Here is a 24,698-nt window from a genome sequence, read left to right as displayed (position 1 = left end):
GATCCATTTGCCGAGCGGGGGTTTTGCATGTGCCGAGAGTGGTCTGCGCATGCAAATCTCTGCCCAAACTCAAACCCGACACGCTCTCGTTGAACCTTATTATCGCGACGCTACTATGACGGACCATGACTGATGCGCCTGACTTTGTTGCTTTCAAGCCTGCTGTTGGCCGCCTGCAGCTCCGGCAATGACCTTACCTCACGGACGAAGGACGCGCCCCTGAGTCAGTTGAGCGAAGTCAACGCCAAGCTGGCATTTACCTGCGCACACGAGAAAATACCGGCCCCTTCGGCGGAAACGGACGTACTGTTCCAGTACGCCCGCTGGCTGCAGAAAAACAATCAGATTCAGCAGGATGAAGCGGTCGACGTCGAGATCGGAAGGCTGTATCGCATTGCAGCTGAAAACAATCACTACAAGGCCAACGTCAACCTGCAGAACGGTGCAATGCGCGGCCAGTTCAAGCTCACTGGAGGGGAAAGATTACGACTTAGCCAACAGCTGATAGATGCGCATGTGGCTTGGGGGTATTACATGATCGCCATCTATCTTCAAAAGGGCGCGGCTGGGCTGCAGCAGGATGAAGATATGTCCCTGCGTTACTTTCGTAAAGCAGCGGATAAGGGAAGTGCGCAAGCACAAAGCTATGTAGCTGACAAGCTTGAGGCCGCCAATACTGCTCTTGAGATTGCTCGCAAAATGCGTAGCTGCGCGGCTGAGCAGGGCAACGGAGAAGCAGCTAGAGCTTTAGGTGTAGATCAAAAATTAAGTAAGAGCTATCGAGCTGCTCTTGAGGCTCTCCAGTTGGGCGTTGCAGCGGGTGACGAATTTTCAGCGGCTTCTTTGAGTAAAAGTTTTAGTGATCCCAGGCCAGACAATCGCATGTACTATCTTGAACAGCAGAAAGACCAAGAACGTGCTGAACGTTACAAAAGAATCAGCAAATTACTAGGCAACTGGTCCTACGCCAACCCAAGCGTCCCCGAAATCAACGAAATCGTCCCCTTGCCGCCAGCCAAGCTCCCAGCCTGGGATGGCAAGCTAAAATGGGTTGAAGAGCGTGAAGCCAACATCCCGCCGCCCAAGCCTTCCGAAGCGCTGATCGAGCAATTGGCCAAGGCCATCATGCTTGACCCTAAAACAGGCAAGCCCTTGCCAGGCTCTCCGGTATACAGCAAGGAAGACTGATGACAGCTTCAAGTGGCAGACAAGGTTTTGCATGTGCCAGCAGTGATCAGTGCATGCAAATCCGTTTGCCCCCTCTTCTCGGCATGGAACCCAGATTATGCGTTCGCTCTTTCAGAACAAGAAGTTTGCACAGCGGGTGCATCGCCTAACACCACTAATATGGATAACGCTATGCGCACCCTGATCTATTTATTGCTGGCCACTCTGCCTGCCATAGCAATGGCCGACAAAATCGAATTGTCTTCCGTAATCTCCGGGGAGCGTGCTTTACAGAACAACGTCACATTTGAATGTCATCACGAAGCTGACATGCCCCCCTCGGTTAGCCAAGACGCAGATGCGCTCTACAAATACGGCTTATTTCTTCAAAAAAGAGAAAGCCCGGGTGATTTCAGTGAAGCAGCTCGCTACTATCGAATTGCAGCTGCTCATGAGCACTACAAAGCTGCAACCAACTTACAAATGCTGATTACACAAGGCCTGGCAAGCTCTCCCAGTGGGCAAAAAGAGGTCATAGCACTGGTAGAAAAATTTATGACCCTGGGTGTTCCAAGTGCTTACTACGATATGGGCCATTACCTTGAATCTGGCTATGGCGTTGAGCAAGATCAAGAAAAATCAAATGCATATTTTCGAAAAGCAGCTGACTTAGGTAGCCCTGACGCTCAGTACTACGTCGCTACGTTACTAGGACGTATCAAAGGTGGAGCAGGCGTCATGGAGGAAATGCTGCGCTGTGCTGCCTATCAAGGCCATGCGCAATCAGCTAGAGAGCTAGCGGCTTATCTGCGTACAGGGAAAAAATATAAAGATGCTGTTGACGCTTATCAGCAGGCTACGAGATCGGGAAATACAGTTTCATCAAAGATGCTAAGTGAGGCATTCAAAGAAACCTCTTCACCAGATAGCTTGTTTTATATGAACTTGGAAGCGGACGAGGAAAGATCGAAGCGATATGACGCCGTTCATAAGTTTCTAAAAACAAATGAAGCACTGGGAGCAAAAGTTCCAGATTTAGATGTTATTGCTCCTTTACCACCAGCCAAGCTTCCCTCATGGGATGGCACCTTCCAATGGCAAAAAGAACGTGAAGCAAAAACCGTCCCCAACAAGCCCGACGATGCATTACTGCAACGACTTAGTAAGGAAAAAGACTTGGATCCTGTCACAGGGTTGCCTTTAGAACAAAGTTGATTTCTATACGCCACCAATGCCTGCTATCGTCGTTGCAGCAGACATTGAAAAAGGACCCGACATTGGCTCAGGCAGGGCGGCCAGATATGCAAACACATGGATAACGTTATGCAGACTTTGATTCATTTCCAGCAAGCACTGCTTGCTGCAACAACAGTGACTTGGAAAATCGGTCACTTATCTGCTTGGGCTTTCAGCCTTCCATGTATTTCATCCGCGACGGATCCCACCCCTGCATTGGCGAACTGCTCAGGATCAAGGCTGCCAACGGTGTGAAGGTGCGCATACTGGGCTGGGAAATGCCCTTCAACTCCGCAGGCATGGCAGGCGAAGGCAACCTGCCGGGCAAGGGCTCGCTTCGACTGAATTCTCGAGCCATGCAAAGCTCGACCAAGGATCAGTTCAAGTACGACCGCGAATGGTTCTCTGAATACGCGGTATCCGATGGCAAGGCGGCTGAGCGAGTCAATGGTAAATCCCCCGTGTTCGTGAGTCGTGGCTTCAGCGCCAATGAAAGGTTAGAGATTAAGCACTGGGTGAAGTATGAAGCGCTCGATCCCAATATCAGCGTGGGCATGCAACTCGTCCTGAGCGCCAGCGCCTCGCACCACCAGAAAAGTGTACTGGTCGACTATGAACTACCCAGCTCGGTCGGCTTTGTCATGGGTCACAATTCGCTGGACGAATATTGGGACACCGATCAACACTCGGCACTGAACCGTGAAGAAGGTACCAAGCCTGCGCCCTATCTAGGCTCGCGCGGCTCTACGCCACGCCAGGACATCTCATGCATGGTGTCCGGGCCGATCCTCCACGATGTGCACCAGAACTTCGCCATCGCCTGGCGCAAGGAAACCGGCGAGGACCTGCTCGCCTGCCGCGATTGCGATCCGACCTCCAATCGTCTCCAGTTCCAGAACGGCACGCGGTTGATGATGCAAGTGTTGCGCACCCAGGCTCAGGTGGGCCAGCACAAAACCAACCGCAAGCACAAGGATGACGTGGGCGACCATGAAAAACCCGTTCGAGACATCCAGAGCGGTTACATGGTGGCTGCCAACAACGTCACCCAGTTCATCTATATCGAGAACCAGTACTTCCGCTGGCCGCCGCTGGCCGATCACCTAAAGACACTGGCAGGGAAATACTTCAAAGCATGCCGCAAGGAGCCCCTTTATCTTTTTGTCGTCACCAATGACACCAAGGACGGGGTCGGCATGGGCACGGCCAAGACCCAGGAAATGCTCGCCAGCCTGGGTCGGGCAGAAACCATTCCGGCCATCGCCAAGCTGCCGCTGATCAAGGAGATGAAAAGTGAAGCCCCGGTCAGACCTCGGCCAGATGGACCGAACGACCGGGCCGGGCAGAGAAAGCTGGGATCAAAATAAAGATCTTCAGTAAGCGTCCGCCGAAGTCACCTTGCATGACTCAGGCAGATACCTACTGATGCGGCAGCAGTTGGTCGATCTCACTCGCTCGCTGCGTCGGCAGCCGCGTCAGCACGTATTTGAGATAAGCGTACGGATCATGCCCATTCATGCGTGCCGGCTGGATCAGACTCATGATCGCCGCCGCTCGCATGCCGCTGCGAAGCGACCCGGCAAACAGCCAGTTCGAGCGTCCAAGTGCCCACGGCCTGATCTGGTTTTCGACTGGATTATTGTCGATAGGTGTAGCGGTTCGATAACATCGGCGGCTCGACCCAATTACATCGCTCGATTCGGGACCACATTAGCTGAGAATATCGAGCCGCTCCGGCTCACAATAGGTGAGAGTGAACCCACATTACTTGAGAATGAACATCGCATCACAGCGGTACTCCAGCAACCAATAGCCGATCATGCAGTCCTTGTGTCCTTCTGCTGCGAGCTGACCGTATAGGGTGCCATTTCGCCCCCAGCTGGAACCGACCCGATTAATGTGAGATCACGGGTAGCGTCAGTCGCAGTTAATCTGAGTCGAAAATCGCGTTGATTGCGAGCACGGCTGTTTTCGATCGCAAGCCCTTACACTTAGGAAACGGTATGCCAGCCCCATCAAACGCCCTTCGCTCTGCACTAGTGCTTTGGTTGTACGCCGCGGCCCTAGTGCATCTACTAGTCAGCCTCGCGCTGACCTGGGCCGGCCATTCGGGATTACTCGACGGTTTCCTACAAACCATCGAACAAGCTTTCTGGGCAACCGACGCCGTACCCATCGCCGCCCGCGCCCAACAAGTCTGGTGGGTCGCCTTATTCGGCGCCACGCTGCAAAGCTACTCCCTCTACATGCTCGCCCTCGTGCGCATCGGCCATCGACTGAGAAGTCCCATGGCCTGGGGCTGGTTAATCGCCGGCATCGTGCTGTGGGCGCCGCAAGACATGTGGGTCTCCGCCCAGGCTCGTGTCTGGTCACACCTGTGGTTCGACAGCCTCGCGCTGCTCACCCTGCTGCCGCCGCTGTTCTGGCTCTATCGCCATGACCGCCGCACCGCCCCTTCAAACAACACGCCGAGTGACGCCAACCATGTCTGATTTTTCTCTCCTGGATTGGGCGGTCGCGCTGCTTATTGCCCAAGCCATTCTCGGGGCGCTGGATACCCTCTATCACCACGAACTCACTGTCGCGTTGCCTTATCGGCACAGCGCTCGGCTGGAGTTGTCGATCCACGCGCTGCGGTCGTGTTTCTACGGGATTCTGTTTCTGGGCATGGCGCATCTGGCGTTTCAGGGCACGTGGGCGATTGTGATTGCGTTGCTGTTCGCACTGGAGATCGGCCTGACTCTGTGGGATTTCGTGGTCGAGGATCGCAGCCGCAAACTGCCGGCCATCGAGCGGATCATGCACACCGTGTTGGCGGTGAATGGCGGGGCGTTTTTTGCTTTGTACGGGGTGCAACTGGCGCAGTGGGCGAGTCTGCCGACGGGCCTGAGCGCGATCGATTTCGGCTGGCGCGGCTGGTTGCTGACGTTGTTCGCTGTCGGCGTGACGGCCTCGGGCATTCGCGATGGATTGGCGGCGCTGCGCATGCAGAGCGAAGGCAAGCCGTCGAACCCGTTCGCGGGCGGCGCTTATAAGCGCGTGCTGGTGACCGGTGGCACCGGGTTTATCGGTGAAGTGCTGGTCAATCAATTGCTCGACGCCGGTCACACCGTCAGCGTGCTGGCTCGCGATCCGCTGAAAGCGGCGTACCTGTTTGATGGCCGCGCCCGGTGCCTGCGTTCGCTGAGCAAACTGGGCTACAACGAAACCTTCGACGTGGTGATCAATTTGGCCGGTGCGCCGGTGGCGGGGCCACGCTGGAGTGCCAAGCGCCAGGCGCAACTGATCGCCAGTCGGGTCAACACCACTGAAACATTGATCAGCTGGCTGAAGAACGTCCGGCGTAAACCGGCGCTTTGGGTTCAGGCCTCGGCCATTGGTTTTTACGGCGTGCGCGATGCTAGCGAAAGTCTTGATGAACGCGCCAGCAAGGGTGACGGATTCATGGCTGAGTTGTGCGCAAAATGGGAAGCCGCCGCGCAACCGGCCATCGAATTCGGCGTGCGTCAGGTGGTGCTGCGTCTGGGGGTGGTGTTCGGCCCCGGCGGCGCGTTGTTGCCGTTGCTGATTCCGTTCCGCCTGGGGTTTGGCGGGCGGATGGGCGATGGCCAACAGATCATGAGTTGGGTGCACCGCGATGATGTGATTCAAGTGATCGCCCGCGCATTCGCCGACGACAACCTGAGCGGCATCTACAACCTGGTGGCGCCGGACGCGGTCAGTCAGGCGGTGTTCGCCGAGCGTGTCGGTAAAGTCTTGAAGCGCCCGGTGTGGTTCCACATTCCGGCCACGCCGGTACGCGCACTGGCCGGCGAAATGGCGCAGTTGTTCTTCGACGGTCAGCGCGTAGTGCCCAGCCGTCTGACCGAGGCGGGTTACACGTTCCGTTACCCGACCCTCGACGCTGCCCTGCGCGATCTAGCCTGAGGACAACCCATGAGCAAGCCCCTGATGTACCTGCTGGCCGGCAACGGTGGTGCCGCCGATTGGTGGGATGACGCGTTGCCGCACTTTGAGCGCTATCAGGTGGTACCACTGGAACTACCAGGCTTCGGCAATAATCCTCAAGCCCCGTGCGAAGACCTTGCCGCCTACGCTCAGGCCCTGGTGACGGCGACCGTCAAAGGCAGCGCGATCATGGCGGTCGGGGTGAATGCGTTGCTGGTGTTGCATGCGCTACAACGTCAGCCGGGGCACTTTTGCCGCAGTGTTTTGTTGGCGCCGGTGGGGGCGTTTTTGTGGCAACGACGGCTGCCGGCATTGATGTCGCCGCTGCCCATTCGCAAAACCATTCACTGGCTACTGTCGAACAAGTCCGTGCTGTTTGCGCACAAGTTTTCCAACCAGACCTGGACGCCCGCGCAGTACCAGCGCATGGGCGCCGGCTATGCACGCTGCCGCGCATTTGTGCCGCACTGGGACCTGGTGCGGGCGGACACCGCGTTGCCATTGCTGGAGTGGATCACCGATCCGGTCGAGTTGGTCTGGGGCGATCAGGACAATGTGCTGGGCATCGAGCAGGCTGCCGCTTGGTCGGCGATTCTGGCTCGCGCTGATCTGACTATCAGCCTGAAAACCGGTTGGGGGCATTACCCATGGATCGACTCGCCGGCCGAGTTCGCTGAGTGGCTGGAGTCGGGTGAGTGCGGATTCGTCGCTCACACCAAGGGTGGTCGGTTGCGTCTGGCCGAGTTGGCCGGGCAAGCGGTGCCGCCAGCGCTGTCACTCAATGACTGCGATGATTCACGCTTGCCGGCGTTCCTCGCCAGCCAACCGGGCGCCACGTGGGCGGTGCGTTCCTCCAGTTACGGCGAGGATCAGGCCGATGCGGCGAATGCGGGTTTGAGCACTACGTTCCTGCGCGAATCGACTTCGAACGTGCCGGCTCGTATTACCGAATTGAGCGCCGCGGGTGTTGAAGAAGTGGTGGTGCAGCGTTTCATCACACCGCAGCTGTCCGGCATCGCTTTCGTGCGTCACCTGTCGGTGGAACTGGAATGGGTGGAAGGGCATCTTGAGTCACTGGCCGATGGTCAGGTGAGTCCCGAGCGCGCAATCATTTCCCGCCTCGGCGCCTCCTGGAGCAGCGACACCTTCAAGCCTTCACTCGGCTTGACCGCTGACCTGTTGTGGCGCTTTCTACAAGACGTTTTGCGGGTCTTTCACTACGTGCCTGGCGACGTTGAATGGGCCTGGGACGGTACGAAGCTGTGGCTGTTGCAATACCGGCCGATCAGCGACTACGGTTGGCGTCGTCACCTGACGGCCGCCAACATCGCCGAAATCCTGCCACCACAACCGAGCGTTTTCGTGGAGTACGCCCAGCGACGTGCGGCGGCGAGTATTCCGGCGATCATGGCGCGTTGGGATTCGCGGGTGTTGCAGGATAACGAGCCGTTCACCGCTGTGTTTGGCGGCGCGTCGTACATCAACAATGATCTGTTTCTCGCCCGATTGGCCGACTGGGGGATCTCTGCCAGCAGCTACGCCGGTGAAGTCGGCGGCGCGACCCCGCATCTGCCTTGGCGACCGCTGCGAATGCTGCGCTCGTTGCCGTTGTTCCTGCGTATGCAGCGTATCGCGCGCGGGCATTTGCTGACATTAGAAAAGCGCTTGCGCCGTTTCGACGAAGAACTGTCCGAGCTGATCGCCCAAGGCGCTGACGGCCAACAACTGGCCGACTGGTTCACCTGGTTTTATGTGTTCGTGGTGCAAGGCAACTTGTGCATCGCCACCTCACTGGCCAGCAGCGGCGGCGACCTGCTGGGCCGGCCGCCGACGGCTTATGACGATCTTGAAAACAGCCCGCATCGACTGCCCTGGGAAACCGATCCGGCCACGCCGCGCCCGGCCCCAACGGATCTGCCATTACAGGCCTTCCCCCAATGGCCGGGGTTTATCCGCTTAGCCCATTCGACCGGCTTGCCGGGCCTGCGTGGTTACTACCTGCAAGTGCGCGAATGGTATCGCGACAACCTGATGCGGATCTTTTTTCGCCTGCACCACGCCATGCCGATGGCGGATCGAGCGCATTGGTTTGCGCCTCATCCAGACATTCGTAGCCGCGACGGCAGCTTCTGGCAGGACGGTCGCGAAGGCACCGAACAAGCCACCGGTTTCATGATTTATCCGGGGCAGGTGCAAGGGGTTCTGGGCGACGACATTTTACTCGAAGACACCCTCGATCCGGGGCGACATGCACACTACCAAGCGGCGCGGGCGGTGATTGCGCGGATGGGCGGGCGCTTGTCCCACGGCTCGACGTTGTTGCGCGAGTTGCGCAAACCTTCAGCGATACTGCCTCAAGTAGATGTGGCGTGGTTAGGGTGTGAGGTGCTGTATCGCGATGGTGAGTTGACGTTGGTGAAGTAGGGGGTGAACGCTAACGTTCTTGTGGCATGGGCGTCCGCTTAAAAAGGCTAAAACTGGTGTCCACTTAATTTAGGTGGACACCATCGCCTCAAGCGACGGTGTCAGGAAGGTGTGTTGGAGTTCCGTGCTCACCGAATGCGCCTGATTGCGTGCGTTCTGCGCCTAAAGCTAGATCAGAGTATTCGTGCACCATGGTGCACCGTGGAAATCTGCCAGGTTGGCCTGCTGGCGCGGGGGGAAGCAAGGATTGCCGGACTAAACACATACACGCTTCAGCAAGAAATTGTCCAATAAGGGTTCGATTCCCTCTACCCGCTCCATCTCCCCCAGTGTTTTCAGGCTTTTCAAGCCGCCCTCCCCTGTTCAGATAGCACCCGCTTCAGCCCCGACCTGTCCAGGTCAATCAGTCGAAACACGCCCGCCCAACCAAAGACTTCGTTACCGCTAATCCCCTGCCCTAAATCCGCAGAACAGATTTCTCGCACGCTGCCGATACAGAGAAACCAGTCGCTAAAAATTCAGACATCGAGCGACGAACTCTCAAGGCACTGACGATCATGCAACGCATACCCCTGGCAACCTTCGAATCCATTGGCTGCGCTGAGTGTCGAAATCTGGAAGCGCTGGGTTTCGACTTCACCATGGCCTTCCAGCCTATTTTCAACGTCACCACGGGTGCGCCCTTCGCCTACGAGGCGCTGGTCCGTGGCGTCAACGGCGAGTCCGCTGCGTTCATTCTGGGTCAGGTAAACGACGGCAATCGTTACCGGTTCGATCAGGCGTGCCGGGTCAGGGCCATTGAGCTCGCGACTCAGCTGGGCCTGCCCGCGATTCCAGACTGCAAGCTGAGTATCAACTTCCTGCCTAATGCGGTGTATCGCGCCGAGACGTGCATTCGGGCAACACTTGAAGCGTCGCGGACGTTCGATTTTCCGGTGGATCGGCTCATGTTCGAAGTCACCGAAGGCGAGCGCGTGGAGGACCCGAACCACCTCAAATCCATTTTCGAAGAGTACGCACGGCAAGGTTTTACCACCGCCATCGATGATTTCGGTTCAGGTTATTCCGGCCTCAATATGCTGGCGATGTTTCAGCCACACGTCTTGAAAATCGACATGGCGCTGACCCGAAGCATTAACGAAGATCCCGTGCGGCGGGCGATTGTTGAGGGGATCGTGCTGGTGTCCAAGCGCATTGGCATCACGGTCGTTGCAGAGGGCATCGAGACCCGCGAGGAGCGCGACGCCCTGTTGGATCTGGGCGTCGACCTCATGCAGGGCTATCTGTTTGCCAGACCCATGGTTGGGCAATTGCAATCGATGCCTTTGGATCTGATATGTGCACCAGACGTTGTCGGATTGGCCTGATTTGCAAGGCATCCTGCGACGTTGCACGGGTTGCAGGTCAGCGGTAACAGCGATAGGTCAATCCGCCGCGTGGGTGGCTGCCTCTTCGATCAACGCGGCCACTTCCTGGGGACGGGACTGGTACACCGAGTGACTGGCGCCTTTGATCTCGATGCTGTGGCTGTTGGCCCGTTTGGCGTACATGCGCTCAAGGTCCGGGTTGATGATCCGGTCTGCTCCGGCCACTGCGTACCAGCTAGGCTTGGTCTTCCACGCGGGCACGCCAGCGGGTGCGGTGAACACTGACGCGGCGGTCGGTGCCTGGGAAATGGCTTCGAATTCAGCCTGAGCCTTGGGCAGGTCGGCTGCGAAGTCTGCCGGGTAGAACGCAGGGTCGAGGGACAGGAAGCCGTCAGCGGTCTTTTTCACCGCTTTGGTGGCGTTGGGGTAGAGCTTGCCGTTCTGCGCTTCGGTTTCACCCTGGTCCAGCGCGTGGGCAGCGATGTACACCAATCCCACGACGTGAGCGTCATTGCCGACATCCGTGATGATCGCGCCGCCATAGCTGTGACCGACCAGAATCGTCGGGCCGTCCTGCTGGTCAACGATGCGCTTCACCGCTGTCACGTCATCGGTGAACGACGTCAGTGGGTGCTCAGCGATCGAGACGTTGTACCCGTCCTTGCTCAGGATCTCGTAAACCGGCTTCCAGCCCGACCCGTTCACAAAGGCGCCGTGCACCAACACGATATTCTTCACCGGTGCAGCCTGCGCCGCACTCGCAACGCCCAGCGCCAGGGCGCCCGCCGTAAAAACGCTTAGCAGCAATGACGCGTTGATTCTGTTCATGGGGTGCTTCCTCAGTGTGCATTCATGGTCGGGGGCTTGGCCGGGATGGCCAAAGCCTGACTCCGCTCTTCGCTGTGAACCATTGAATGCGCTGCACGTATCTGCAATGTGTCGCTGAGGGGGAGCTTTAAATCAGCGCGTGTCGGTAGGGGGGCTGGATACACGGGTATACAAAGCTGGCGTTTTTTTGTGGGACTGGCTTTAGCCGGGAAGAGGCAAGTGTGTTCGTCATCAGTTCTGCAGCGTGTCGGCTGACGCTTTCCCGGCTAAAGCCGGTCCCACAATGGAGGCCAACGCCAGTCCAACTGGATGCATGCGATTTAAATGTAGGACCGGCTTTAGCCGGGAAGAGGTCAGCAAGTGCGCCTGACGACTGACAGACACATAAACCATCACCCAGAAAAAAGCCCGGAAAAATCCGGGCTTGTTCATTAGACGAATGCTTACGCCGCAAGGCTCGGCGACGACAGGGACTTCTTGTACTCGGCCTTCATCGCTTCCATTTGCGCGCCAAGCTCTTCCAGCTTTTTCTTGCCCAGCAACTTTTCAGCTTGCGGGAACATTTCTTCCTCTTCTTCCTCGATGTGGTGCTCCAGCAGCTCTTTGACCACTTTCACACGACCGGAAAACTCCGGTGTCCCAGGATCAGTTTGCTTGAGGTCGGGCAGCACCAGGGCGTCAACGGTGCGGTGCTCTTCCTTGGCTTCGTAATACATGATGTCCTGCTCTTTACCGCCCGCCTCTTTAAACGCCGGATAGAGAATTTCTTCTTCAATCTTGGTATGGATGGTGATTTCCATCTCCAGCTTGGCCAGCAAGTCGGTGCGCTTTTTCACGCCGCGCTCGGTCGACTCGCTCAGTTGGGTCAGAATGGCTTTGACGCGTTCATGGTCGGATTTCAACAGTTCGATGGCGTTCATATTAATTTCCTCTGGATCACGGTAAGCGGATCGATCTATGTGCCGACCCTGCAGGTTCGTGATGAGAGTTGCATCGAGCGTGCCGAAATAGGGATGTGTTGAAAAGCCCAACTAATCAGTTAATTAGAAAAACAGAGGAAACACGAAATCGTGCAAGCTGCATGAAACTTCTCAAACGGATAGTGCAGATCACGAGTTCCTATCTGCATGATTTATTACCCTCCTGAGTGCCCCATTTGTTAAACCTTACAATGGCCACACACTCTATAGACGTTACCGAGACCAGCGGCCCCCTCATCGAACGTTCGGAGCCGGCATGCCGCGTTGACAATGTCGACCTGGGTTTCTATAAGTCCCCTCCGTTCTGGCGTCCGGTCAGTACCTGCTCACCTGAAAGCGAAGCGAGATGATGGAATTCACGGATTTTGATGCCGAACTGGCCGACTGGAACACGCTGCAAGCCGCCAATCCCTGCCCGGGATTGCTGCTGGGCAACGGCGCCAGTCTTGCCGTGTGGAAGAACTTCGCCTACGACTCGTTGTTCGAGTTGGCGCAGACCACGCGCAACAAACCCCTGAGCGCGACCGAGCTGGCGCTGTTCAAATCCATGGAAACGGAGAATTTCGAACCCGTGCTCAGCGGCTTGAAAGTCGCCATGCGGGTGAATGCGGCGCTGACCATTGGCTCGTCATCGCCACGCAATCGCTATTTCGCAATCAAGGAAGCCCTGATTCACGGCATCCGCTCGGCGCATATTCCGTGGCGGCTGATGGAAGCGGCGACCATCGCCAGGATCAGCGGAGCCTTGAGCCAGTACCAGACGGTGTATTCCACCAACTACGACCTGCTGGCGTACTGGGCGGCGATGCATGGCGCGCAGCCGTTCGATGATCTGTTCGACGATGACGCTGTATTCAACCTGCACCGCACCGACAGCCATGCTACGCGCATTTTGTACCTGCACGGCGGCATGCATCTGGTGAAGAACTTCGATGGCACAGCGCGCAAGCTGATGTCCTCGGAAAGCACACTGCTGGGCAGTTTCGCCATCAACGCGCTGGAGGATGTGCCGCTGTTTGTCTGCGAGGGGCGCAGCGACGACAAGATGAAGATCATCCGCGGCTCGGACTACCTGTCGTTTTGCCACGCTCAACTGGCGCAGCACCAGGGCGCTTTGTGCGTCTTTGGCCACTCGCTGGGCAAGCAGGATCGACACATCCTCAACGCCATTCTCCAGGCCCGTCCCAAGCGTATCGCCATCTCGGTGCTGCCGCGCAGTGACGCGTTCATCCAGCACCAGAAACGCCGCTACAGCGAACTGTTTGAAGGGCAGAACATCGAGCTGACATTCTTCAACGCCACCACCCACCCGCTCGGCGATCCGACGCTCGCGGTACCGGTGGCGCGGTTGAAGGAAGCGCTGGAACTGAAGAAGAGCTGAGGGGGTATCGCTTCCAATCTTCCCAGCCCCTGCCCTTTACTCGTTACCTTCCGACAACGACCCCACCACCACTGCCCTACCCTGCGAATGTTTATTGACGCTGGTGGCGACCGATTCGGTGCTCAGGCGCATGCTGCTGAGGGCGGCGAGTCGGTCGCTGCTCGTCGTGTGCACGACGCTGCCTGACCATTGAGCCGCCGCCGTTGCCATCCATGCGAAAAGGAATACCACAACACCCTGCAACGCCCATTTTTCGATAACCGACACGATGGTTCTCCTGGCTGAATTCGACGGCACCCATTTGACATTCAAACTGTTGCAGGAACGTTGCATTCAAGTTCTGCACCAACATTTAGAACGATTCAGCCTGCAGCCACAAAATCCTCGAAAACGGCTTTTCCCCCCTCGCGCCTTGCCCTACTTCCCGGCTGAAGCCGGTCCTACTACACCGCGTTCGATTAGTAGGGCCGGCTTCAGCCGGGAAGAGGCCGGTTTGCGCGCCGCAGCATTAAAGCAGAAAGTGTACGGACGATTCCGAGCGCATCTGTAAAGGGCCGCCACTCTGGTTCTGTGGCTGAATACGCACGCGTTTCGCACCAACAAGAACAAGGCACGACCCTTTATGTCCTCTCGTGAAAACACCGGAATGGTCCTCGGACTGATCGGCGTGGTGATCTTCAGCCTGACGCTGCCCATGACCCGCATCGTGGTGCAGGAAATCCATCCCTTGCTCAACGGGCTGGGCCGCGCCTTGTTCGCGGCGGTACCGGCGGCGGCGTTGCTGCTGTGGCGCAGAGAAAAATGGCCGACCCGCACGCAGTTCAGGGCGCTGATGGTGGTCGCGCTGGGGGTGATCGTCGGGTTCCCGGTACTGTCGGCCTGGGCCATGAAAACCCTGCCTGCCTCCCACGGCGCACTGGTCAATGGCCTGCAACCGCTGCTGGTTGCCGTCTACGCCGCATGGCTCTCCCACGAACGCCCGTCGAAAGCCTTCTGGGCCTGCGCGGCCATGGGCAGCGTTCTGGTGCTGGGTTACGCGCTGATCAGCGGCGCCGGGAATCTACAGGCCGGTGACTTACTGATGGTGGGTGCGGTGGCGATTGGCGGGCTGGGGTACGCCGAGGGTGGCCGCCTGGCCAAGGAGATGGGTGGCTGGCAGGTGATCTGCTGGGCGCTGGTGATTTCGATCCCGGTGCTGATCGTGCCCGTCAGCTATCTGGCGTGGCAGCACCAGGGCCCGATCTCCCCCGGCACCTGGTGGGCGTTCGGGTACGTGTCGCTGTTCTCGCAATTCATCGGCTTCTTCGCCTGGTACGCCGGGCTGGCCATGGGCGGCATCGCGCGGGTCAGCCAGATTCAGCTGGTGCAGCTGTTCTTCACCATGGCCTTTTCGGCGCTGTTTTTCGGTGAGCATATCGACCCGACGACCTGGATCTTCGCCGCCGGTGTCGTGGTCACGCTGGCCATCGGGCGCAAAACGGCTGTGATTGCACCCAGGCCGGTGGCGGCTGCTCGGGTCTAGCCCAGCAGGCCGTCCGCCAGGAGCAGGCTTTCCAGGCACTGCTCCTGAATGCCATAGAACACTTTCAGCTCCTGAATCTTCGCCAGCAGCTCGGCAGGATTCGCCGGGGTGGCGCGCTTGACCGCCAGAATCATCTTGTTCTTGTTGGTGTGCTCCAGCGAGATGAACTCGAAGACCTTGGTTTCATAGCCGCAGGCTTCCAGCAGCAACGCGCGCAAGGCATCGGTGACCATCTCGGCCTGCTGGCCCATGTGCAAACCGTATTGCAGCATCGGCTTGAGCAGCGTCGGGCTCTGGATCTGCAGGCGGATCTGTTTGTGGCAGCACGGCGAACACATGATGATTGAGGCGCCCGAGCGGATGCCGGTGTGGATCGCGTAATCGGTGGCGATGTCGCAGGCGTGCAAGGCGATCATCACGTCCAGTTCGCTGGGCGCCACCGAACGCACGTCACCGCACTTGAACACCAGACCCGGATGCTCAAGCCGCGCGGCCGCGTTGTTGCACAGGGTGACCATGTCCTCGCGCAACTCGACGCCGGTGACATTGCCTTCGGCCTGCAAGGTGTTGCGCAGGTAGTCGTGGATGGCGAAGGTCAGATAGCCCTTGCCCGAACCGAAGTCCGCCACCGTGACCGGTGTGTCCAGCTTGATCGGTGAGGTCGCCAGCGCGTGGGAAAACACTTCGATGAACTTGTTGATCTGCTTCCACTTGCGCGACATCGCCGGGATCAGCTCGTGTTGCTTGTTGGTCACGCCAAGGTCGGTCAGGAACGGCCGGCTCAGTTCCAGATAACGCTTCTTCTCACGGTCATGCTCGGCCGTCGGGGCTTCTCGTTCTTGCTGGGCCTTGTTGCGGAACAGCGTGCTCTTGCCCTTCTTGCTGAACTCCAGCTGCACTTCATCGGTGAGCGACAGCAGATGAGCGTTCTTGAAGGACTCGGGCAGCAGGCTGGCGATCAGCGTCTGCGCCTCGGCGAGGGGGTGATTCTTGGTGATGTCGCGCGTCTTGTAGCGATAGACGAAGGACAGGCACGGCTGATCCTTGACCGTGACGGGCTTGATGATGACCCGCTGCAACTCCGCTTCACTTCCGACGTACTTGGCCAGCACCAGTTTGATCAGCGAATTTTGCGTCAGGCAGGTGTCGAGCAGACTCAGGAACTGAGCGCGGTGGTCCTGCGCAGGAACGGTGGCGGGTGCGGTAACGGACATCGGAAAGCGCCTCGGGAGCGGAAATGCGAGGCGCTATTTTAGGCGGGTCGTGAGCGGTAGGTGCAATTAATTCGGATCAGATGACATGCGGGAATCCCTATTGTCCTGACACCACGCGGTCGCACAGCGATACCCCTCTGTGGGAGCCGGCTTGCTGGCGAATACGTCTGGTCAGGCGCTGCAATATGGACTGCTCGATCAGGTTCGCCAGCAAGCCGGCTCCTACAGACAGCCGAATGGCCTGCGAAGATCTGCGCTGCAGCGATCAAGTACGACTCACTCTAAAACCACCAACCGATTTGGCAACTCGTTGCGCGCCGTGGTCACGGGCACGTGCTCGCTCAGCACGTCGCCGCATGAACGGATGCACCCTACAAACCCTTCCAGAATCCGGCCGTCCTTCACCTGCTTGGTGAACGTCTCGACCATCGCGCGCCAGACGTCGTTGTCTACGCGTCGGGCAATGCCGTCGTCGACGATGATCTCGACGTAACGCTCCGCCTCGCTGACAAAAATCAGCACGCCGGTGCCATTGGCGGTGGCATGGAGGTTCTGTTCGAGAAACTGCCGACGGGCCAGATTACCAGCCCGCCAGTGCCGCACGCGAACAGGCACCAGCCGGGTGGTGATGCCAGGCAACCGGCACACCAGCGCCACCACGATGAACGTGACGACCTGCACCAGCAGCAGATGATTGGCACTGAGCCAGCCGGTCAGCAGGTTGATCAGCCCTGGCACCAGTAACGCGACGACCCCGGCCCAGATTAGCGGCACGTAGGTGTAGTCGTCAGCGCTGGTCGCCAGCACCGTCACCAGTTCCGCGTCGGTCTGACGCTCGACGGTCTCGATGGCGTGGGCCACCCGCTGCTGTTCGTCTTTATTGAGCAATGTCATGCACGTAAACCCTTCCTGAGCGAACGACTACCAGCCACCGGAGGCACCGCCCCCGCCAAAACCGCCACCGCCACCGCGCATACCGCCCGAGCCTGAGCCTGAGCCTGAACCGCCGGAACCGAAGCCGCCTGAGCCGCCAGAACCGAAACCGCCGAAGCCGCCGCCACCGGAGCCGATGGACCTGCCCCGCCCGGAACGTGCGCTGATGTAACTGATGACCACGAACAACACCAGAAACAGAAGGATCACTTTCCAGTCGACGCCTTCATCCTCGTTCGCCGCTGCGCTGCCGGTCGCGCCGACAGCGGGCTCGGCAAGGGGATCGCCACCGAGCACCTGCACCATTGCCTCGGCGCCTTTGGAGATACCGCCGACAAAATCACCCTGCCGGAACGCTGGCGTGATGATCTGATTGATGATCACCGATGACTGCGCATCCGTCAGACGATCTTCCAGGCCGTAACCCACTTCGATGCGCACCTTGCGCTCGTCGCGGGCGACCACCAACAAGGCGCCGTTGTCCTTGCCCTTCTGCCCGATGCCCCAGTGACGACCCAGCTGATAGCCGTAGTCCTCAATGGTCGAACCCTGCAAGTCAGGCAGCGTGACCACCACCACTTGCTCGGTGGTCAGCTCTTCATGGGCGCGCAGCATCTGCTCGAGATGCTCTTTGCTCGGGCCGTCGATCATCCCGGCGGTGTCGACGACGCGCCCGGTCAGCGGCGGAAACGTGAGGTCGGCTTGCGCCCACTGGGCAAACACACCCACCGACATCGTCAGTAACGCGACCAGCACTCCCCGGCGCGCGCGTCCCATCAGAACTTCACTTGCGGCGCTTTATCAGCGTCAGCGGCAGTGGCTTCAAAGTTCGGACGTATCGGCAGATCGCTGTACATCACTGTGTGCCACAGACGGCCCGGAAAGGTGCGGATCTCGGTGTTGTAACGCTCGACCGCCGTAATGAAGTCGCGACGGGCCACCGCAATGCGGTTCTCGGTGCCTTCAAGCTGCGATTGCAGCGCGAGGAAGTTCTGGTTGGATTTCAGGTCCGGATAGCGTTCCGAGACCACCATCAAGCGGCTCAATGCGCCGGTCAGCTGACCTTGGGCGTCCTGGAACTGCTTGAGCTTGGCCGGATCGTTCAGGGTGCTGGCGTCCACCTGAATCGACGTCGCCTTGGCCCGCGCTTCGATAACAGCGGTCAGGGTGTCCTGCTCTTGCTTGGCGTAACCCTTCACCGTTTCCACCAGGTTCGGGATCAGGTCGGCGCGGCGTTGATACTGGTTCTGCACCTGTGCCCAGGCAGCCTTGACCTGCTCGTCGTAGGTCGGAATGTTGTTGATCCCGCACCCGGACAACAGGGTCGTCAGCAGCATCATCAACGCCAGTGACAATTTGTAACGACTGCCCCGGCTGTGGTCATAACGCTCTGTTTGCATGGCGTGCGTGCTCCCTGTACTCATCAATAATTAGTCCTGTCAGTCATGACTTTAGCCAAACCGGGTGATCCCCGGCATAATCGCGCACCATCGCGTTGTCAGGGCTCTGGATTGCCGGGCCACAATCAGATAAAACTCGTTGCGCTACTGATACTCATATGAGGCAGGAGTTCAGCGACGTTGCCGTCCTGACGACAATAAAACCAAAGGTTCGACACCTATAACAATGGCTGACCGGTATTACGCGCGAGTTGCCGGCAACGCCTTGAGAAAACCATACATGAATAAGCTGTGTTTCCTGAGTCTCGTCATCGGCCTGGTCAGTCAGTCCGCCTGGGCCGAAAACGCCACCACTGGCGTCGGCACCCCGTCTACGCTGCAAGCCAAGAATGCATTCATCGCCAACCTGATGAAGCAAATGACCCTCGACGAGAAGATCGGCCAACTGCGCCTGATCAGCATTGGCCCGGAAATGCCCAAGTCGGAAATCGTCAAGGAAATCACCGCAGGTCGCATCGGCGGCACGTTCAACTCCGTCGTGCTGCCGGACAACCGCGCCATGCAGGACGCTGCCGGGCACAGCCGCAACAAGATCCCGATGTTCTTCGCCTATGACGTCGTCCACGGCCAGCGCACGGTATTCCCGATCAGCCTGGGTCTCGCGTCGACCTGGGACATGAACGCCATCACCCGCACCGGCCGCGTGTCGGCGATCGAAGCCGCCGCCGACGGCGTGGACATGACTTTCGCGCCCATGGTCGACATCACCCGCGACGCACGTTGGGGCCGCAGCTCCGAAGGCTTCGGCGAGGACACGTATCTGGTGTCGCGCATCTCCGCCACCATGACCCGTGCGTTTCAAGGCACCAGCATGCAGGCGCCCAACAGCATCATGGCGGTGGTCAAGCACTTTGCCCTGTATGGCGCGGTCGAGGGCGGTCGCGATTACAACACCGTCGACATGAGCCCGGTGCGCATGCAGCAGGACTACTTGCCGCCGTATCGCGCGTCGATTGATGCTGGCGCAGGGGGCGTGATGATCGCGCTCAATTCCATCAATGGCGTGCCTTCCACGGCCAACGCCTGGCTGCTGCAGGACGTGCTGCGCCGGGATTGGGGCTTCAAAGGCGTGACCGTCAGCGACCACGGCGCGATCAAGGAATTGATCGACCACGGTGTGGCCAAGGACTTCCGCGAAGCCGCCAAGCTGGCGATCAAGGCTGGCGTCGACCTGAGCATGAACGACAAGGCCTACGGCGAAGAACTGCCGGGGTTGGTGAAGAGCGGCGAAGTGTCGGAGAAAGAAGTCGACAATGCCGTGCGTGAAGTGCTCGGTGCCAAGTGGGAAATGGGCCTGTTCGCCAACCCGTACCTGCGCATCGGCGCGGCGGTGGACGACCCGGCCGACCGTAACGCGGAAAACCGTCTGCACCGCGCCGAAGCCCGCGACGTCGCACGCAAGAGCGTCGTGCTGCTGAAGAACCAGAACGACACCCTGCCGCTGAAGAAGCAAGGCACCATCGCCGTGATCGGCCCGCTGGCCAAGAGCTCGATGGACATGCTGGGCAGCTGGTCGGCGGCCGGCCTGGCGCGTCAGACCGTCAATGCCTACGACGGCATTGCGGCGGCGGTTGGCGACAAGGCCAAGCTGATTTATGCGCTGGGCTCCAACGTCACCGACAACCAGCACGCCATCACTTACCTGAACAAGATGGACGACCAGATCGCCATCGACCCGCGTCCCGAGCAGGAGATGATCGACGAAGCGGTCAAGGCCGCGCAGCAGGCGGACGTCGTGGTGGCGGTGGTCGGTGAGTCGCGCAACATGTCCCACGAAGCGGCGAGCCGCGTCGACCTGGTGATCCCGGGCCGTCAACGGGAGCTGATCCGCGCACTCAAGGCCACGGGCAAACCGCTGGTGCTGGTGCTGATGAACGGCCGACCGCTGGCGCTGGGTGAAGAAAACGAGCTGGCCGACGCCATGGTCGAAAGCTGGTTCCTCGGCACCGAGGGCGGCAATGCTTTGGCCGACGTGCTGTTCGGCGACTACAACCCGTCCGGCAAACTGCCGATGACCTTCCCGCGTTCCGTGGGTCAGGTGCCGGCTTACTACAACCACCTGAACACCGGTCGCCCGTATCGCCCGAACGATTCGAACTACACCTCGAACTACTTCGAAGAGCCGACCAGCCCGCTGTTTCCGTTTGGTTACGGCCTGAGCTATACGCAGTTCAGCGTGTCGGACATCACCCTGTCGATCAGCAAGATGACTCGCAAGGACAAGCTGACCGCCAGCGTCATGGTCAAGAACACCGGCAAGGTCGCCGGTGAAACCGTGGTCCAGCTGTACCTGCGCGACGTCGCCGCATCGATCAGCCGCCCGGTCAAAGAGCTGAAGAACTTCCAGAAGGTCATGCTGAACCCCGGAGAAGAAAAATCCGTGAGCTTCACCTTGACCGAAGAAGACCTGAAGTTCTTTAACCCGTCGCTGAAGTACGCGGCCGAGGCGGGCGAGTTCAAGCTGATGATCGGCCTGGATTCGGAGAACGTGAAAGAGACGACGTTCAATTTGCTGTAAGGCAGGAATCCGGGGCGAATGCGCCAGCCACTGAAAGGAGGTCATGCCCATGCCCCGTTCCGTCCGCCTTGGGCTCTATGTGTCACTGATCCTCGCCGGTGCCGCCATTGCGGCGACGCTGGCGATGCATCAGGCTCAGCAGCATGCCCTGGAAGACGACGCTGAACGTTCCAGGGATCGGCTGGCGCTCTACGCCAACACGCTGCAAACCCTGATCGAGCGCTACCGGGCACTGCCGGCTGTTCTGGCCCTCGATCCGCAGCTGCGGGGGGCGCTGAGCGGACCGGTCAGCGCCGACACCACCCAGGCGCTCAATCTCAAACTGGAGCAGATCAACGGCGCTGCCCAGTCCTCCACCCTCGAACTGCTCGACCGCAACGGACTTGCCGTCGGCGCCAGCAACTGGCGTCTGCCGAGCAGCTATGTGGGCCACAACTACGGCTTCCGCCCCTATTTCACCCAAACCCGTGCCACTGGCGTCGGGCGCTTTTATGCCGTGGGCGTGACCAGCGGCATCCCGGGTTATTTCCTGTCGAACGCGGTGCGTGACGAGGCCGGGCAGTTCATCGGTGCGATGGTGGTCAAGCTGGAGTTTCCGGACCTGGAGCACACCTGGGCGCAAAACGATGACCTGCTGCTGGTCAGCGATGCCAAGGGCATCGTCTTCATCGCCAACCAGCCGGGCTGGCGCTACCGGGCCCTGCGACCCCTCACTGATCAGGACCGCGCCGAACTGGCCAGCACGCGTCAGTACGACAAGCAGCCGCTGACGCCCCTGCATCAGGAGCCGCTACGTACGTTTGGCGAGAACAGCCAGCTCAGCCGCGTCGACGCGCCCAGCGAGCAGGCCGATTATTTGTGGCAGTCGATGCCCCTGCCGACCGAGGGCTGGACCTTGCACCTGCTGCGTAAACCGCAGCCCGCCAGTGAAGATGTGCGCAATGCCGGGCTCGCGGCGGCAGGCATCTGGCTGACGCTGGTGTTTCTCGGGCTGTTTCTGTACCAGCGCTGGCGCCTTGGCCGGGTGCGCCAGCGCAGTCGCGAGGAGCTTGAACGCTTGGTCGAGGAACGCACGCGGGACCTGCAAACGGCCCAGGACGGTCTGGTGCAGTCGACCAAACTGGCGGCCCTCGGGCAGATGTCCGCCGCCCTCGCCCACGAAATCAACCAGCCGCTGACGGCGCAGCGCATGCAACTCGCCACCCTGCGTCTGTTGCTGGAGCATGGCCGTGTCGACGATGCATATAAGGCGTTGAGCCTGCTCGATCAGCAATTGACGCGCATGGCCGCGCTCACCGGTCACCTGAAAACTTTCGCCCGCAAAAGTCCCAGCGGCCTGCGCGAGTGCCTTGATCTGGCCACCGTGGTCGATCAGGCGCTGCTGTTGCTGGACGCACGGATTCGCGAAGAGCGCGTCAGTTGCGTGCTCGACCTGACGCGTCCGGCGTGGGTGCGCGGGGACGCGATTCGGCTGGAACAGGTGTTGATCAACCTGATGCGCAATGCGCTGGACGCAATGGGTGACAAACCGCTCAAGCGTCTGGAAATCCGTATCGACGAACACGGGGAGCACTGGTGCATTTCGGTCATCGACAGTGGCGGCGGAATTGCCGAAGAGCATCTGGCCAACGTCTTCGATCCGTTTTTCACCACCAAACCGGTGGGCGATGGCCTGGGCCTGGGGCTCGCGGTTTCATTTGCCATCGTCCATGAGCTGGGCGGCCGGCTCAGCGCCGAAAACGTCAATAACGGCGCGCGGTTTTTCTTCTGTCTGATCAAGGCCCCGGAGGCCGACGCCCCATGCTGAACTCGGTAATCGTAGTGGATGACGAGGCACCCATTCGGCAAGCGGTGGAGCAATGGCTCACGCTGTCCGGGTTCGAGGTGCGCCTGTTCAGCCGTGCCGAGGAATGCCTGGCGCAGCTGCCGGATCACTTTCCCGGCGTGGTCCTCAGCGATGTGCGCATGCCCGGCATGGATGGCTTGCAGTTGCTGGCCGCGTTGCAGCGGCGGGATCGCGACTTGCCGGTGATCCTGCTGACCGGCCACGGTGACGTGCCGATGGCCGTGGACGCCATGCGCGACGGCGCCTATGACTTTCTGGAGAAGCCATTCACCCCGGAAACCCTGCTCGGCAGCCTGCGGCGGGCATTGGAGAAACGCGCGCTGGTGCTGGAAAACCGCGCGCTGCATGAACGGGCGGATAACCGCTCGCGTCTGGATGCAACGCTGCTGGGTATGTCGCCGACGATGCAGACGTTACGGCGGCAGGTGCTGGACCTCTCGCCACTGCCGGTCAATGTGCTGATTCGCGGCGAGACCGGCAGCGGCAAGGAAATGGTCGCACGTTGCCTGCATGATTTCGGCCCTCGGGCAGACAAACCCTTCGTTGCGGTCAACTGCGCGGCAATCCCGGAGCAGTTGTTCGAAGCCGAGCTGTTCGGCCACGAAAGCGGCGCGTTCACCGGCGCCCAGGGCAAGCGCATCGGCAAACTGGAGTACGCCCACAGCGGCACGGTGTTTCTCGACGAGATCGAAAGCATGCCGCTGGCCCAGCAAGTGAAATTGCTGCGGGTGATTCAGGAGCGGCGCATCGAGCGACTGGGTTCGAATCAGAGCATCGATATCGATGTGCGCATCATTGCAGCGACCAAGCCCGATCTGCTCGACGAAGCCAGGGCCGGGCGTTTCCGCGAGGATCTGGCGTATCGGCTGAACATCGCCGAGTTACGCCTGCCAGCACTGCGCGAAAGGCGGGAAGACATCCCGATGCTGTTCAGCCATTTTTCGCGCCAGGCGGCAGAACGCCTCGGCCGCAGCGCGCCGGTGTTGAGCGGTGAACAACTGAGTCATCTGCTGAGCCACGACTGGCCGGGGAATGTACGCGAGCTGGCGAATGCGGCAGAGCGCCAGGTGCTGGGGCTGGACGGTCCGGCTGCGGAAGGCATCCCCGCGGGGCAGTCGCTGGTGGCGCAGCAAGAAGCGTTCGAAGCCCATTGCCTTCGTTCGGCGTTACGACGGCACCGGGGCGACATCAAAGCGGTCATGCACGAACTGCAACTGCCCCGCCGCACGCTGAACGAAAAGATGCAGCGACACCGGTTGGTGCGCGAAGACTTCCTGGCTGAAGTCAGTCCTACAGGATGAGCGCAGTGCGTCAGTAGGACCGGCTTCAGCCGGGAAGATGCCAGTGTGTACACCACGAGAATTCATCTGCCGCTGACCGGTGTAGGAGCGCGCTTGCCCGCGAAGAGGCCGGTACATCCAACGCATACGGGTCGTCCATGCCTACGCCTTCGCGGGCAAGCGCGCTCCTACATTCAGATCTGCGGCACGTCCATTCCTCTTCGGCGTGCCGCCCGGCGCATTCCCGGCTAAAGCCGGTCCCACAAGTCGGGGCCACGGCGGCTGCCGCTTGATGCGCACGATGCTTTTTGTAGGACCAGCTTCAGCCGGGAAGACGCCAGTGTGTACGCCACGAGAATTCATCTGCCGCTGATCAGTGTAGGAGCGCGCTTGCCCGCGAAGAGGCCGGTACATCCAACGCATACGGGTCGTCCATGCCTACGCTTTCGCAGGCAAGCTCCTGCATTCAGATCTGCGGCACATCAATTGCTCTGCGGCGCGGCACCCGACGCCTTCCCGGCTAAAGCCAGTCCCACTAAGGTACGCGGTGTTTCTGTAGGACCGGCTTCAGCCGGGAAGAGGTCAGTGTGTACG

18 protein-coding genes and 2 pseudogenes are annotated in these 24,698 nt (G+C 59.6%); 12 read left to right on the top strand and 8 right to left on the bottom strand.

The annotated features are described in order from the left end of the window. The first annotated feature begins 132 nt into the window (after window positions 1-132). The 3 genes and pseudogenes from OKW98_RS07380 to OKW98_RS07370 form a co-directional block, all read left to right on the top strand. The gene (locus OKW98_RS07380) at window positions 133-1,188 is read left to right on the top strand and encodes a sel1 repeat family protein (RefSeq protein ID WP_265388588.1); all 1,056 of its coding nucleotides are present in this window, start codon (window positions 133-135) and stop codon (window positions 1,186-1,188) included. Between the two features lie 171 nt (window positions 1,189-1,359). Continuing rightward, window positions 1,360-2,382, top strand: coding sequence for a DUF6396 domain-containing protein (locus tag OKW98_RS07375; RefSeq protein ID WP_265388587.1), 1,023 nt, complete (start codon window positions 1,360-1,362; stop codon window positions 2,380-2,382). Between the two features lie 176 nt (window positions 2,383-2,558). Further along, window positions 2,559-3,758 (top strand): annotated as a pseudogene (locus OKW98_RS07370) (phospholipase); the annotation flags it as partial. Between the two features lie 64 nt (window positions 3,759-3,822). Here the strand turns inward: OKW98_RS07370 and OKW98_RS07365 are convergent. After that, window positions 3,823-4,059 (bottom strand): annotated as a pseudogene (locus OKW98_RS07365) (transposase domain-containing protein); the annotation flags it as partial. A gap of 347 nt (window positions 4,060-4,406) precedes the next feature. Between OKW98_RS07365 and OKW98_RS07360 the strand changes: the two are divergent. The 4 genes from OKW98_RS07360 (at window position 4,407) to OKW98_RS07345 (ending at window position 10,142) form a co-directional block, all read left to right on the top strand. Then, on the top strand, window positions 4,407-4,895 hold the full coding sequence (locus tag OKW98_RS07360) for a cell division protein (RefSeq protein ID WP_265388586.1): 489 nt from the start codon (window positions 4,407-4,409) through the stop codon (window positions 4,893-4,895). After that, window positions 4,888-6,330, top strand: a complete 1,443-nt coding sequence (locus tag OKW98_RS07355) for a TIGR01777 family oxidoreductase (protein WP_265388585.1) — start codon at window positions 4,888-4,890, stop codon at window positions 6,328-6,330. Before OKW98_RS07360 ends, OKW98_RS07355 begins: the two co-directional genes overlap by 8 nt. 9 nt (window positions 6,331-6,339) lie before the next feature. After that, window positions 6,340-8,775, top strand: a complete 2,436-nt coding sequence (locus OKW98_RS07350) for an alpha/beta fold hydrolase (RefSeq protein ID WP_265388584.1) — start codon at window positions 6,340-6,342, stop codon at window positions 8,773-8,775. A gap of 557 nt (window positions 8,776-9,332) precedes the next feature. Further along, window positions 9,333-10,142, top strand: a complete 810-nt coding sequence (locus OKW98_RS07345; RefSeq protein WP_265388583.1) for an EAL domain-containing protein — start codon at window positions 9,333-9,335, stop codon at window positions 10,140-10,142. A gap of 57 nt (window positions 10,143-10,199) precedes the next feature. Here the strand turns inward: OKW98_RS07345 and OKW98_RS07340 are convergent, their stop codons facing one another. Both OKW98_RS07340 and OKW98_RS07335 read right to left on the bottom strand, forming a co-directional pair. Continuing rightward, window positions 10,200-10,970, bottom strand: coding sequence for an alpha/beta fold hydrolase (locus OKW98_RS07340; RefSeq protein ID WP_265388582.1), 771 nt, complete (start codon window positions 10,968-10,970; stop codon window positions 10,200-10,202). A gap of 443 nt (window positions 10,971-11,413) precedes the next feature. Beyond that, on the bottom strand, window positions 11,414-11,890 hold the full coding sequence (locus tag OKW98_RS07335) for a hemerythrin domain-containing protein (protein WP_265388581.1): 477 nt from the start codon (window positions 11,888-11,890) through the stop codon (window positions 11,414-11,416). A 406-nt stretch (window positions 11,891-12,296) separates the two neighbouring features. Here OKW98_RS07335 and OKW98_RS07330 point away from each other — a divergent pair, with 406 nt between their 5' ends. Then, window positions 12,297-13,331 (top strand): DUF4917 family protein, encoded by a 1,035-nt coding sequence (locus OKW98_RS07330; RefSeq protein ID WP_265388580.1) that lies wholly within the window; start codon window positions 12,297-12,299, stop codon window positions 13,329-13,331. 36 nt (window positions 13,332-13,367) lie between these two features. Here OKW98_RS07330 and OKW98_RS07325 read toward each other — a convergent pair whose 3' ends face one another. Further along, window positions 13,368-13,598, bottom strand: a complete 231-nt coding sequence (locus OKW98_RS07325; protein WP_265388579.1) for a hypothetical protein — start codon at window positions 13,596-13,598, stop codon at window positions 13,368-13,370. Between the two features lie 355 nt (window positions 13,599-13,953). On the opposite strand from OKW98_RS07325, the gene OKW98_RS07320 reads away from it, so the two are divergent. Continuing rightward, window positions 13,954-14,853 carry a DMT family transporter gene (locus tag OKW98_RS07320; protein WP_265388578.1) on the top strand — a complete coding sequence of 300 codons (900 nt, stop codon included), beginning with the start codon at window positions 13,954-13,956 and terminating at the stop codon, window positions 14,851-14,853. On the opposite strand, the gene OKW98_RS07315 is transcribed toward OKW98_RS07320, so the two are convergent. The 4 genes from OKW98_RS07315 to OKW98_RS07300 all read right to left on the bottom strand — a co-directional run bounded on the left by OKW98_RS07315 (window position 14,850) and on the right by OKW98_RS07300 (window position 18,340). Further along, complete coding sequence (locus OKW98_RS07315; RefSeq protein ID WP_265388577.1) at window positions 14,850-16,067, bottom strand: class I SAM-dependent methyltransferase; 1,218 nt, start codon at window positions 16,065-16,067, stop codon at window positions 14,850-14,852. The genes OKW98_RS07320 and OKW98_RS07315 overlap by 4 nt on opposite strands. A gap of 276 nt (window positions 16,068-16,343) precedes the next feature. Beyond that, a complete protein-coding gene (locus OKW98_RS07310; protein ID WP_265388576.1) occupies window positions 16,344-16,961 on the bottom strand; it encodes a TPM domain-containing protein in 618 nt (205 codons plus the stop codon). 27 nt (window positions 16,962-16,988) lie between these two features. After that, window positions 16,989-17,777, bottom strand: coding sequence for a TPM domain-containing protein (locus tag OKW98_RS07305; protein WP_265388575.1), 789 nt, complete (start codon window positions 17,775-17,777; stop codon window positions 16,989-16,991). Further along, complete coding sequence (locus tag OKW98_RS07300) at window positions 17,777-18,340, bottom strand: LemA family protein (RefSeq protein WP_416148439.1); 564 nt, start codon at window positions 18,338-18,340, stop codon at window positions 17,777-17,779. Before OKW98_RS07300 ends, OKW98_RS07305 begins: the two co-directional genes overlap by 1 nt. 340 nt (window positions 18,341-18,680) lie before the next feature. On the opposite strand from OKW98_RS07300, the gene bglX reads away from it, so the two are divergent. Genes bglX through OKW98_RS07285 form a run of 3 tightly spaced genes read left to right on the top strand, consistent with a single transcriptional unit; the run spans window position 18,681 to window position 24,125 of the window. Beyond that, window positions 18,681-20,978: a beta-glucosidase BglX gene (bglX, locus tag OKW98_RS07295; protein ID WP_265388573.1), complete on the top strand. Its 2,298-nt coding sequence runs from the start codon at window positions 18,681-18,683 to the stop codon at window positions 20,976-20,978. Between the two features lie 43 nt (window positions 20,979-21,021). Further along, entirely contained in the window at window positions 21,022-22,785 is a 1,764-nt protein-coding gene (locus OKW98_RS07290; RefSeq protein ID WP_265388572.1) for a sensor histidine kinase, read from the top strand. After that, a complete protein-coding gene (locus tag OKW98_RS07285) occupies window positions 22,779-24,125 on the top strand; it encodes a sigma-54-dependent transcriptional regulator (RefSeq protein ID WP_265388571.1) in 1,347 nt (448 codons plus the stop codon). Before OKW98_RS07290 ends, OKW98_RS07285 begins: the two co-directional genes overlap by 7 nt. Window positions 24,126-24,698: the final 573 nt, after the last annotated feature.

The sequence above is a fragment of the Pseudomonas sp. KU26590 genome, from assembly GCF_026153515.1.
GTDB lineage: Bacteria > Pseudomonadota > Gammaproteobacteria > Pseudomonadales > Pseudomonadaceae > Aquipseudomonas.
The sequence above is the reverse complement of the archived record's forward strand: the minus strand, read 5'-3'. Positions and strand labels throughout refer to the sequence as shown.